We start from the raw sequence: 12,511 nt of genomic DNA, 5'->3' as shown, positions 1-12,511 counted from the left end.
CAGCTTGCGGCAACAAAAAAGCCGGTGGCTTGTGGCCATCGGCTTTGTCGGTTATGTGTTTGTTTAAGATGGTGCCCAGAAGAGGACTCGAACCTCCACGATGTTACTCGCTAGTACCTGAAACTAGTGCGTCTACCAATTCCGCCATCTGGGCATCTCAGGAATCCAAGGATTGTATATTAAAAAAGTAGCTCCAACCAGCGGGATGCTGGACGAAATCGAAGGCCAGGTGCAAGGTCACCGCGATGGCCATGGCTTTCTGATTCGCGACGATGGCGAGTCGGATATTTACCTCTCGCCCAACGAAATGCGCGCTGTTTTGCACAAGGACCGCCTGAAGGTTCGCATCGTGCGCCAAGACCGCAAAGGGCGTCCCGAAGGGCGCATCGTCGAGATCGTGGAGCGCCCGGAACAGCCCATCATTGGCCGCTTGTTGCACGAAGGTGGTTTGTGGCTGGTCGCCCCCGAAGACAAGCGCTACGGGCAGGACGTGATGATCCCCAAAAGTGCCACGGGTGCGGCCAAGCCGGGCCAGGTGGTGGTGGTCGAATTGACCGAGCCCCCCGCTTTGTTTGGGCAGCCTGTTGGCCGCGTGAAAGAGGTGCTGGGTGAGATCGATGACCCGGGCATGGAGATCGAAATTGCTGTGCGCAAATACAGCGTTCCGCACGAGTTCTCTGCTGAATGCATCGACCAAGCCAAAGGCCTGCCCGACAAGGTGCTGGCCAAGGACCGCAAGGACCGCGTGGACCTGCGCGATGTGCCCTTGGTCACCATCGATGGCGAAGACGCCCGCGATTTTGACGATGCGGTGTATTGCGAGCCAGCCAAAGTCGGACGCGGCAAAGGCTGGCGTTTGCTGGTGGCCATTGCCGATGTGAGCCACTATGTGCAAACCGGCAGTGCCATTGACATCGATGCCTACGACCGCGCCACCAGCGTGTATTTCCCGCGCCGTGTGATACCCATGCTGCCCGAGAAATTGTCCAACGGCCTGTGTTCTCTCAACCCGGATGTGGACCGTTTGTGCATGGTGTGTGACATGCTGGTCAACGCCAAGGGCGATGTGCATGCCTACCAGTTTTATCCGGCGGTGATGCACAGCCATGCACGTTTCACGTACACCGAAGTCGCGGCCATTTTGGGCAACACCCGCGGGCCAGAAGCGGCCAAACGCAAGGAGCGTGTCACCGACCTGATGAACCTGCAAGACGTTTACAAAGCGCTGCTGGCTTCTCGTGCGGTGCGTGGTGCTGTGGACTTTGAAACCACAGAGACGCAAATCGTCTGTGATGAAAGTGGCCGTATTGAAAAGATCGTGCCCCGCGTGCGCAACGAAGCGCACCGCCTGATCGAAGAGGCCATGCTGGCAGCCAACGTCTGCAGCGCCGACTTCATCCAGCAAGGCAAGCACCCCGGCCTGTTCCGTGTGCACGAAGGCCCGACGGCCGAGAAAAAAGACATTTTGCGCAACTACCTCAAGGCCATGGGTTTGGGCTTGAGCATCAGCGACGATCCGCACACCAGCGAGTTCCAAAAAATTGCCCAAGCGACCAAGGACCGCCCGGACGCGCAGCAGATCCACACCATGCTGCTGCGCTCCATGCAGCAGGCCATCTACACCCCGGTCAACAGCGGGCACTTTGGCTTGGCCTACGAGGCTTACACCCACTTCACCAGCCCGATCCGGCGCTACCCGGATTTGTTGGTGCACCGGGTTATCAAGGCGATTTTGCTGGACCGCAAATACACGCTGCCCAGCTTGCCCGTGCCCGGTGAGGCACATGCCAAGCTGACCAAGCGTCTTGAAAAAAGCCGTGCAGCCAAAGGCGATGCGCCAGAATCGTCTGCGCCACGGGTGCGCATGTCGGCCGCCGACCAACGCGCCTGGGAGGCCGCGGGCCTGCATTGCAGTGCCAACGAGCGCCGTGCCGATGAAGCCAGCCGCGATGTGGAAGCCTGGCTCAAGTGCAAATACATGCGTGAGCACTTGGGTGAGGAATACAGCGGTGTGGTGTCTGCGGCCACCAGCTTCGGCATCTTCGTGACTTTGGACACCTTGTATGTCGAGGGGTTGGTGCACATCACCGAGTTGGGCGGCGAGTATTTCCGCTTTGACGAGTTGCGACAGGAGTTGCGCGGCGAGCGCACCGGCATTCGATACGCCATCGGCAGCAGGGTGCAGGTGCAGGTCAGCCGGGTGGATCTGGACGGGCGCAAGATCGACTTCCGGTTGGTGACTGCGGGCGATGATTTGGTGCCGCGTGCCATGCGCGACAAAGGCGTATCGGCCCTTGCAGAAGGCGGGCGCGACAAGAAGAGGGGTGCCCAAGATCGCCGAATGGCCGATGCTGAGCGCAACCGCTCGCCGATTCAGGCGCTCAAGACTTCGGTGAAAAAAGCGGCTGCCAAGAAAAAAGGCCCGAGGACCACCATGCCCCGACGCTGAAGCTTTTTAGGCCAACCGCTGGGCCAGTCGGCTGGCGGTGAGTGCCTTGCCTGGTGGCCAGTCATCTGCCACTTGCCCGTGCTGAGCCACCGCCGCGCAGGCGGCTTCGAAGGTGTTTTGGCCTTGCGCCATGCGCGCGCCTACCAGCCCGGCCAACACATCGCCGGTGCCGCCAATGGCCAGCCGGCCATTGCCCGTGATGTTGATGCGCGGCGTTCGTCCTGGCGCGGCAATCACGGTGCCTGAGCCCTTCAGGGCCACGATGCATTGGAAGCGCTCGGCCAGTTCTTGTGCTGCTTTCAAGCGGTCGTTTTGCACCTGCTGCGTGTTGCAGCCCAGCAAGCGGGCGGCCTCCAGCGGGTGGGGTGTTATGACGGTGGCTTGTGTTGCCGCGTGCGCAGACCGCTGGCGCAGCGCGTCTTGAAGTGCGCTGTCTTGCGCCACGGCATTGAGGCCATCGGCGTCCAGCACCAGACCGCTACTGCGCTGCAGCACCTCGGGCAAGACCGCTTGCACAGCGGTGCCTCCACCACAGCCGCACACCACATGCAGTTTTTCAAGCGCCAGCCGCTCGAATTCGCGTTGCATCACATCAGGCGGTGCGTTGTCGCTGGTTTGTCCAGACATCAGGCTCAAAATGACACGACCCGCACCCGCATGCAAGGCCGCTGTCGCCGCCAAAATGGCCGCGCCAGTCATGCCCATACCGTTTGTGTACATGCCTTCGCCGCCAATCACCGCCACATCACCGTGGCTGCCTTTGTGGCTGGCGTGGGGCTTGGGCGCAGCAGAGTAAGGGGCATTGAGCCAGGCCAGTGGCGGGACGCTGTGCTGGCTTGGGAGATAGCCCAAGTCTTCTAGCCAAATTTGGCCGCTGGCGTCGCGCCAATGCCCCATGAGCAAACCGGCTTGCACGGCGATGAGGCTCAGGGTGTGGTCGGCCTGCACAGCCAAGGTGTCTCCACTGTTGCCGCCATCAAGCCACTGGCCCGATAGCGGGTTCAGCCCAGTAGGCGCGTCGATGGCCAGCACCTTGGCAGCGCAGTTTTTTATGGCCTGCACGCAGGCCTGCAAATCAGCGCTCAAGGGTCTTGTGGCTCCGATGCCCAGCAAGGCGTCGATACAAAGATCCTGCGCATCCATCTGTTGCAGCCAATCGGTGGGCGCGCTGAATTGAATGCGCACGCCGGCCAGCTGCGCACGTTGCAAGGCCGCTTGCGCATCTTCAGGGCCGGGACCCGGTGAGACGAGCAGGCTGACCACCACCTTTTTGCCCCATTGGTGCAGGTGCAAAGCCGCCTCCAGGCCGTCGCCGCCGTTGTTGCCTGGTCCTGCGGCGACCCAGATACGCCGAGCATGCGGTGCCAAGGCCAAGGCCAGTTTGGCGCAGGCAAGGCCAGCGCTTTGCATCAGAGGCGTAGGGTTGAGGGCCTGAAGCAGCGGCTCCAGCTGCCGCACCTGCGCAGGCCCCAGGATGGGCCAGTCGTGTGAGCGGCTCAGGGTGTGCATGAAGTCAGTGATGTTGCAGCAGGGGCTCGAGCAACAAGGCCAGTTGCAAAATGGTGTCGTCGTGCATGGCGGCATGCCAAGCCATCAAGCCCACGGGCAATTCGCCCGGTGCGTGGCAGGGCAGAGAGATGCCGCAGCCATCCAATGTGTTCACGGCGCTGGTGTTGCGCAGCAGCAAACTGTTGACTCGAAAAAACTCAGCATCGCGCTCGGGACCAGGGGCGACTTCGCTGATTTTCGGTGCCGTGATCGGGGTGGTGGGCGACAGGACGGCGTCGTAGCCGACCAATGCGGTTTCGACCCGTCGTATCCATTGCTGGCGCACTTGCACCAAATCCATGTATTCGTGGGCTTTCATGCTGGCGCCGCGCAACAGGCGATGGGCCACACGCGGGTCGTAGCGTTCAGCATCGCGGCCGAGCAGCTCGCGATGCCAGGCAAAGCCTTCGGCCGGGCTGAAGCCGCCGGTGCTCATCATGGGTGCCAATTCGTTCAGTTCTGTCAGCGCGATCTCGTCGATGCGTGCGCCGGCTGTCCGAAGCGCGTTGAGGCTGCGCTCAAAAGCCTGCGTCACGTTGTTGTCCATGTCGTTTTGCATCAGGTTTTGCACCACGGCCAAGCGGTACCCTTGCAGTGGGCGCAGCCCACGGGGGACTGCCCTTGCAGAAAGAATTTCGTGGGCCAAAATCGTGTCGCGCACCGTGCGCGTCATGGCGCAAATGGTGTCCAGAGTGGTGGACAAGGGGATGGCCCCATGCGTTGGGACACGCCGGGCGGTGTTTTTGAAGCCCACGATGCCATTCAGGGCAGCAGGCACACGGATCGAGCCGCCCGTGTCTGAACCCAGCCCGATGAAGGCGGCACCAGACGCCACCGACACGGCCGCGCCTGAGCTGGAGCCACCCGGCACATGGGGCTGCCCGGGGGGGCCAACAGCGCGGTCACTTTGGGCATCCCAAGCCGCCGGCGTGCCGTGGTGCGGGTTGGTGCCTACGCCCGAAAAAGCAAATTCGACCATGTTGGTGCGCCCGATCAGGCCGGCGCCTGCCGCACGCAAACGCGCAACTGCGGCGGCATCTTGCTGGGCGGGCAGGCTGTTTTGCAAAACCAGTGACCCCGCCGCCGTGCTCTGCCCTTGGACATCAAACAGATCCTTGATGGAGACCGCCAGACCAGCCAAGGGTTTGGCGTTCCCTTGCGCTTGGGCTGCGGCGCGCAAGAGTGAATCGGGGGTCAACTGCGTGAACACGTGTTCACAAGCTGGACTTTGGGCCACAGCCAAACAGGCCTGCGCCACCGCTTGGGCTTGTTTCTCGCCCGACAAAATGGCTTGACGGGTGGCAATCAGATCAAATTTCATGGCTGGCACGCTCTTATTTGGAGTCAAGATGCTATAATCGTAAGGCTTTGCTGAGTGCAGCTTCTGCTCTTTTTAGATGTCTTGTCAAACAAGCTCTTTTAATTGCATTGCGCAAGCCGAGTTGGGCTCATCGAGTTCAAACGCGAATCCGTCCTGACAAGGTGTTTCCTGCTGTTTTTTTTGGCTGCAGGCGATCATTGGACTGGATTTTAGACCTAACCTTTGGAGTATTTTATGTCCGTTACCATGCGCGAAATGCTGGATGCTGGTGTCCATTTTGGTCACCAAACCCGCTTCTGGAACCCCAAGATGGCCCCGTTCATCTTCGGTCACCGCAACAAAATTCACATCATCAACCTGGAAAAATCGCTGCCGATGTTCCAGGACGCGATCAAATTCGCCAAGCAGTTGTCGGCCAACCGTGGCACCATTTTGATGGTGGGCACCAAGCGCCAAGCCCGTGATCTGGTGTCGGCTGAAGCCCAGCGCGCTGGCGTGCCATTCGTTGACCAGCGTTGGTTGGGCGGTATGTTGACCAACTTCAAAACCGTCAAGACCTCCATCAAGCGCCTCAAAGACATGAAGGCGCAACAAGAAGTTGGCCTCGAAAGCCTGAGCAAAAAAGAGCAGTTGATGTTCAAGCGCGAGATGGAAAAGCTCGAAAAAGACATCGGTGGCATCCAAGACATGGCGGCTTTGCCTGATGCCATCTTTGTGATTGATGTCGGTTACCACAAAATCGCCATCTCGGAAGCCAAAAAATTGGGCATTCCATTGATCGGTGTGGTTGACACGAACCATTCGCCCGAAGGCATTGACTACATCATCCCCGGTAACGACGACTCGGCCAAGGCCGTGGCCTTGTACGCCCGTGGCATCGCTGACGCCATCATCGAAGGCCGTGCCAATGCCGTCAACGACGTGGTCAAGGCTGTGACCGAAGGTGACGAAGAGTTCGTCGAAGAAGCCAACGCTTCTGCCTGAGTTGCCAAAACTCGATGAAAGGGGCTTTGTGGCCCCTTTTTTTTAATCTGACTTTTAGACTGAATACGGAGAAATCAAATGGCTGCAATTACCGCAAGCATGGTCGCTGAACTGCGCGCAAAAACCGACGCCCCCATGATGGAGTGCAAAAAAGCCCTGACCGAAGCCGAAGGCGACATGGTCAAAGCCGAAGAGCTGTTGCGCGTGAAGCTGGGCACCAAAGCTGGCAAGGCCGCTTCGCGCGTGACCGCCGAAGGCGTGGTGACCAGTTTCGTGAGCGGCACTACGGGTGCCATGATCGAAGTGAACTGCGAAACCGACTTCGTGACCAAGAATGACAGCTTCCTGGCTTTGGCCAACGCAGCGGCCAAATTGGTCGCTGAGCACAACCCCGCTGACCTGGCTGCCTTGGGCGCGTTGCCTTACAGCCAGGACAGTTTCGGCCCCACACTGGAAGACGTGCGCAAAGGCCTGATCGGCAAGATCGGTGAAAACATGAGCTTTCGCCGTTTCAAGCGCGCAGCGGGTGCGGCCAAGATTGCCAACTACTTGCACGGCACCCGCATCGGTGTGTTGGTCGAGTTCGACGGTGACGAAACCGCTGCCAAAGACGTTGCCATGCACGTCGCCGCCATGAAGCCTGTGTCCTTGACCAGCGCCGAAGTGCCAGCCGATCTGATCGAAAAAGAGCGTTCAGTGGCTGCAGCCAAGGCTGCTGAATCGGGCAAGCCTGCGGACATCGTGACCAAAATGGTTGAAGGCTCTGTTCAGAAATACCTCAAAGAAGTGTCCTTGTTCAACCAGTCTTTCGTCAAGAACGACAAGCAAACCGTGGAGCAAATGCTCAAGGCTGCAGGCACGAGCGTTCACGCCTTCACTTTGTATGTGGTGGGTGAGGGCATTGAGAAGAAGGTTGACGACTTCGCCGCTGAAGTGGCTGCCCAAGTGGCGGCGGCCAAAGGCGCTGCCTGAGCGCTTTGCACTCCTGAGTTGCCGTTTCATCGTCCACATTGATTTTCAAGGAACCCGTCATGTCTTCTCCCAAGCCAGCCTTTAAGCGTATTTTGCTCAAGCTGTCGGGGGAGGCCTTGATGGGGGACGATGCTTTTGGCATCAACCGCGCCACCATCGTGCGCATGGCCGAAGAGATCGCTGAAATCACGCGCCTGGGTGTCCAGGTGGCGGTGGTGATCGGTGGCGGTAACATTTTCAGAGGTGTGGCGGGCGGCTCAGTCGGTATGGACCGCGCCACCGCTGACTACATGGGCATGTTGGCCACGGTGATGAACTCTTTGGCCTTGGCCGATGCCATGGACAAAGCGGGTTTGACAGCGCGTGTCATGTCGGCCATTGGCATTGACCAAGTGGTTGAGCCCTACGTTCGCCCCAAGGCTTTGCAGTACCTTGAAGAGGGCAAAGTGGTGGTGTTCGCTGCGGGTACAGGCAACCCGTTTTTCACCACCGACACGGCTGCGGCCTTGCGTGGTGCCGAGATCGGGGCAGAAATGGTGCTCAAGGCCACCAAGGTCGATGGTGTGTACACCGCCGATCCGAAAAAAGACCCCTCTGCCACGCGCTACAGTGAAATCAGTTTTGACGAAGCGATTTCTCGCAATCTGGGCATCATGGATGCCACCGCCTTTGCTTTGTGCCGCGACCAGAAGTTGCCCATCAAGGTGTTTTCGATCATCAAGAACGGCGCTTTGAAGCGCGTGGTTCTGGGCGAAGACGAAGGCACCTTGGTTTATGCTTGAGCCCGTTCTGACGAGGAGAACCCGATGACCATTGCAGACATCAAGAAAACAAGTGAAACCAAAATGGAGCAGTCCATTTCGGCGTTCAAAAACAACCTGACACGCATCCGCACGGGGCGCGCCAACCCAGCTTTGCTGGACACCATCCATGTGGACTATTACGGTTCGCTGGTGCCTTTGTCGCAAGTGGCCAATGTGTCCTTGATGGACTCGCGCACGATCAGCGTGCAGCCGTGGGAAAAAAGCATGGCGGCCAAGATCGAGAAAGCCATCCGAGAGAGCGAGTTGGGTCTGAATCCCGCCTCCCTGGGTGAGTTGATCCGTGTGCCGATGCCCGCCATGAGCGAAGAGCGCCGTAAGGAAATGACCAAGCTGGCACGAACTGAAGGTGAGAACGCGAAGATCGCCATTCGCAATCTGCGCCGTGATGCCAACGAATCGGTGAAAAAGCTGGTCAAAGACAAAGAGGCTTCTGAGGACGATCAAAAACGTGCCGAAGCGGACATCCAAAAACTGACCGACAAGCGCATGACCGAGATTGATCAGCTGGTGACGGCCAAGGAACAAGAGATCATGGCGGTTTGAGTTTGAATCCCAAGCCGTGCCTGGACACGGCCTGAATGGCCGCCCCTTGGCGGCCTTTTTTTTCTGGAGAATCCATGCTCAAACAAAGAATCGTCACCGCCCTGGTTTTGCTGGCTTTGTTGCTGCCCGCATTGTTTGCCATTGATCCTTGGCCCTTCAGAATTCTGACCTTGGTCCTCATCATCGCAGCCGCATGGGAATGGGGAAGACTCAATTCTGTTGGTGCAGTGCAGGCTTGGCTGGGGGCGGGGGCCTGTTTGATCGCTTGTGCTTGGGCGCAGTACGGAGGCTGGGTGCAATCAACACTCCCGCAGTTGTGGCTTTTTGCTGGTGCCATGTGGGTTTTGTTGGGGGCTTGGATGGTCCAACGTGGGGTGCCCGGTTGGGCGCTTTGGCCTCGCGCACTTCGCTGGTGGGCCGGTTTGTTTTTGCTGGCACTGGCTTGGTTGGCGCTGGCTCAAGCCCACATGAGAGGGGTGAATTTTTTGTTGTCGGTCTTGGTTTTGGTGTGGGCCGCCGATGTCTTCGCTTATTTCTTCGGGCGCAAATTTGGCGGCCGTTTTTTCGCAGTCAAATTGGCACCCGCCATCAGTCCCGGTAAAAGTTGGGAAGGTGTTTTCGGTGGCATGCTGGGTGTGCTGCTGGTGGCCTGCGCGTGGGTTATTTTTGACCAGGAAACTGGCAGCAGGGGCCTCAGTTTTTACAGCCTCTTGCTGGCCAAAGGCTGGTGGCTCATGGTGCCCGCCTTGTTCTTCATGTCGGCCATGAGTGTGGTGGGGGATTTGGTGGAGTCCCTGGTCAAACGCAGTGCCGGCATGAAAGACAGCTCGGGCTTGCTGCCTGGTCATGGGGGGGTGTTGGACCGTATCGACGCTTTGCTGCCCACCTTGCCTTTGGCTATGATGTTGGTGGCCTGGATTTGATGTGGAGAAGGCAGACATGAAGACGCAACAATGCATCACCATTTTGGGCTCAACGGGCTCCATCGGCACCAGCACGCTCGACGTGCTCAGCCGCCATCCGGGCCAGTACCGCATCCATGCTCTGACGGCATCGAGCCAGGTCGAGTTGATGTTGGCCCAGTGCGCCAAATTCCAGCCCGAGGTGGCGGTGATGGTGCAAGAGTCTGCTGGCCGGCAGCTGGCAGATCGCGTTCGGGCCGAGGGCTTGCCGGTGCAAGTGCGTTGGGGTGCTGCCGCGTTGGATGAGGTAGCCTCGGCCCCGCAGGTGGATGCCGTGATGGCGGCCATTGTGGGGGCTGCAGGTTTGTCGCCATGCATTGCAGCGGCCCGCACTGGCAAGCGGCTGATGTTGGCCAACAAAGAAGCCTTGGTGGTGGGTGGCGAGGTGTTCATGGGCGCGGTTCGGGAGGGGGGCGCTTTGCTGCTGCCAATCGACAGCGAGCACTCGGCCATTTTCCAGTCCTTGCCTGAAGACCCTGCCAGCTGGCAGCGGCGGGTGCAAAAGATCATCCTGACCGCCTCGGGTGGACCGTTTCGAACCCGCGATCCGCGCACACTCAGAGATGTGACACCCGAGCAAGCCTGCGCGCACCCCAACTGGGTCATGGGGCGCAAGATTTCGGTGGATTCCGCCACCATGATGAACAAGGCACTGGAGGTGATCGAGGCGCGTTATTTGTTTGGCATGTCTCCCGAGCAATTGGAGGTGGTGATTCACCCGCAAAGCGTCATTCACTCCATGGTGCAGTACCGCGACCATTCGGTGGTGGCGCAGTTGGGTACGCCCGACATGCGCGTGCCGATTGCCTATGGCCTGAGCTGGCCAGAGCGCATCGAGTCCGGTGCGAGTGCGTTGGACTTCCATGCCTTGGCCGCCATGACCTTTGAGGCCATGGACGAGCCCGAGCACTTGTTGCGCTTTCCCGGGCTGGGGCTGGCTTGGGAAACTTTGCGTGGGGTGCACGGCAGTTGCGCCGTCTTGAATGCGGCCAATGAGGTGGCCGTGGATGCTTTCTTGAACAAGCGCATTCGTTTTGACCAAATCCATGACGTCAACCGTGCCACTTTGGATGGCGTGGTGAGCGTCCCGCCGGTGAATTTGGAAGATTTGCTGGCCCTGGACAAGCAAAGCCGCTTGCAGGCCGAGCAGGTTTTGAAGCGTATCGCCTGAAAAGTCCTGTTCTTGAGGCCTAGAGCATCTCCGTCAGGGGGCTGTCCTGATGTATTATCTTTCGATGCTTTTGCCTTGTATTTCGTAACACGCCAGCGCTCTCGATTTGCGTTGCTTTCAGGTCCCATAGGCCTGTTGCGTATACGCTGGTGAGCTTTTCAAAGTCTGATTTTCAAACCTGAAAATGGCTCTGTTTTTTGAACGATTGCACCATGATCTTTTCTGATTTTCGCCGCACAGCCCTGCCTTTTGCTCTTAAGGCCTTGGCCTGTGCCACGCTGACTCTACCTGCTTGGGCGGTTGATCCTTTCACGGTACGCGACATCCGTGTTGAAGGTTTGCAGCGCATCGAACCCGGGACCGTTTTTGCATCTTTGCCTTTCAGGGTTGGCGATCGTTACTCAGACGACAAAGGTGCGGCGGCCATTCGTGCTTTGTTTTCCTTGGGCTTGTTCAAGGATGTGCGACTTGAAACCCAAGGTGATGTTTTGGTCGTCGTGGTTCAAGAGCGGCCCTCTGTGGCTTCGGTTGAATTCATCGGTCTCAAAGAATTTGACAAGGATGTTTTGCTGCGGGCCTTGAAAGATGTCGGGTTGGCGGAGGGGCGTCCTTTTGACAAAGCCTTGGCCGATAAGGCTGAACAAGAGCTCAAACGCCAATACATCAGCCGCAGCTTGTACGGGGCCGAGGTGGTGTCCACTGCGACCCCCATTGACCGCAACCGCGTCAATCTGAGCTTCACGATCACTGAAGGTGGGCCAGCCAAAATTGGGCAGATCGAAATCGTGGGGAACAAGGCCTTCAAGGACGAAACCTTGCGTGACCAGTTCAACCTGGACACCGGTGGCTGGATGAGTTGGTACACCAAATCTGACCGTTATGCGCGAACCAAACTCAATGCAGACCTTGAGGCCTTGCGATCGTTTTATCTGTCGCGCGGTTACCTAGAATTCCGCATCGACTCCACGCAGGTGGCCATGTCGCCCAACAAACAGGAAATGTCGATCACCATCAACATCACCGAAGGTGAGCGCTTTGTGATCTCTGGCGTCGAGCTCGGTGGCAATTACCTGGACCGTGACGAAGAGTTCAAGTCCTTGATCAAAATTGCAGTCGGCAAGCCCTACAACGCCGAGACAGTGACCGAAACGACCAAAGCCTTCACCGATTACTTCGGTAAATTTGGTTTTGCGTTTGCAAGGGTCGAAGCCAAGCCCGAGATTGACCGCAAAAACAACCGAGTGAAGTTCGTGTTGCAGGCGGAGCCTTCACGCCGTGCATATGTGCGCCGAATTCAGGTGGCTGGCAATGACCGCACCCGCGATGAAGTCATTCGGCGTGAATTCCGGCAACTCGAAGCCGCTTGGTACGACGGCGACAAGATCCGCTTGTCGCGAGACCGCGTCGATCGTTTGGGTTACTTCACCAATGTGAATGTCGAGACCGTCGAGGTGCCGGGTGCACCCGATCAGGTGGACCTGTTGTTCACAGTGGCTGAAAAGCCCACGGGCAGCATTTCTTTGGGTGCCGGATTTTCATCGGCCGAAAAGGTGGCGCTGAGCTTTGGCATTCGACAGGAAAACGCCTTTGGTTCTGGCAATTACCTGGCCGTTGAAGTCAACACCAGCAAATTCAACCGCAATTTGGTGCTCAGCACCACCGACCCTTACTTCACCCAAAACGGCATTTCCAGAACAGTGGACATTTTCCACCGCACCACCCGACCTTATTTGGGCG

Annotated in this window: 10 protein-coding genes and 1 tRNA gene; 8 read left to right on the top strand and 3 right to left on the bottom strand. The window is 58.4% G+C overall.

The features are described 5' to 3' along the window. Window positions 1–69: 69 nt before the first annotated feature. Window positions 70–154: transfer RNA gene (locus tag Q0341_RS06335), tRNA-Leu, on the bottom strand. Window positions 155–205: 51 nt separating this feature from the next. On the opposite strand from Q0341_RS06335, the gene rnr reads away from it, so the two are divergent. Beyond that, window positions 206–2,449, top strand: coding sequence for a ribonuclease R (rnr, locus tag Q0341_RS06330; protein ID WP_299511292.1), 2,244 nt, complete (start codon window positions 206–208; stop codon window positions 2,447–2,449). Window positions 2,450–2,455: 6 nt separating this feature from the next. Here the strand turns inward: rnr and Q0341_RS06325 are convergent, their stop codons facing one another. Continuing rightward, window positions 2,456–3,958, bottom strand: coding sequence for an NAD(P)H-hydrate dehydratase (locus Q0341_RS06325; protein ID WP_299511291.1), 1,503 nt, complete (start codon window positions 3,956–3,958; stop codon window positions 2,456–2,458). 4 nt (window positions 3,959–3,962) lie between these two features. Continuing rightward, window positions 3,963–5,318, bottom strand: a complete 1,356-nt coding sequence (locus tag Q0341_RS06320; RefSeq protein ID WP_299511289.1) for an amidase — start codon at window positions 5,316–5,318, stop codon at window positions 3,963–3,965. Between the two features lie 234 nt (window positions 5,319–5,552). On the opposite strand from Q0341_RS06320, the gene rpsB reads away from it, so the two are divergent. From rpsB to bamA, 7 genes are all read left to right on the top strand, one after another. Further along, on the top strand, window positions 5,553–6,302 hold the full coding sequence (gene rpsB / locus Q0341_RS06315) for a 30S ribosomal protein S2 (RefSeq protein WP_299511287.1): 750 nt from the start codon (window positions 5,553–5,555) through the stop codon (window positions 6,300–6,302). A gap of 78 nt (window positions 6,303–6,380) precedes the next feature. Beyond that, entirely contained in the window at window positions 6,381–7,274 is an 894-nt protein-coding gene (gene tsf / locus Q0341_RS06310) for a translation elongation factor Ts (RefSeq protein WP_299511285.1), read from the top strand. Window positions 7,275–7,333: 59 nt separating this feature from the next. After that, on the top strand, window positions 7,334–8,056 hold the full coding sequence (gene pyrH, locus Q0341_RS06305) for a UMP kinase (protein ID WP_299511283.1): 723 nt from the start codon (window positions 7,334–7,336) through the stop codon (window positions 8,054–8,056). Window positions 8,057–8,080: 24 nt separating this feature from the next. Continuing rightward, window positions 8,081–8,641, top strand: coding sequence for a ribosome recycling factor (frr, locus tag Q0341_RS06300; protein ID WP_299511281.1), 561 nt, complete (start codon window positions 8,081–8,083; stop codon window positions 8,639–8,641). Between the two features lie 74 nt (window positions 8,642–8,715). Continuing rightward, complete coding sequence (locus Q0341_RS06295) at window positions 8,716–9,564, top strand: phosphatidate cytidylyltransferase (RefSeq protein ID WP_299511279.1); 849 nt, start codon at window positions 8,716–8,718, stop codon at window positions 9,562–9,564. 16 nt (window positions 9,565–9,580) lie between these two features. Next, complete coding sequence (locus Q0341_RS06290) at window positions 9,581–10,774, top strand: 1-deoxy-D-xylulose-5-phosphate reductoisomerase (RefSeq protein WP_299511277.1); 1,194 nt, start codon at window positions 9,581–9,583, stop codon at window positions 10,772–10,774. A 212-nt stretch (window positions 10,775–10,986) separates the two neighbouring features. Beyond that, a partial coding sequence (gene bamA, locus Q0341_RS06285) for an outer membrane protein assembly factor BamA (protein ID WP_299511276.1) occupies window positions 10,987–12,511 on the top strand: 1,525 nt, incomplete at its 3' end.

It is taken from the genome of uncultured Limnohabitans sp., assembly GCF_937889215.1.
Lineage (GTDB): Bacteria > Pseudomonadota > Gammaproteobacteria > Burkholderiales > Burkholderiaceae_C > Limnohabitans_A.
Note: the sequence above shows the minus strand (reverse complement) of the source record. Positions and strands in the feature narration are given on the sequence as shown.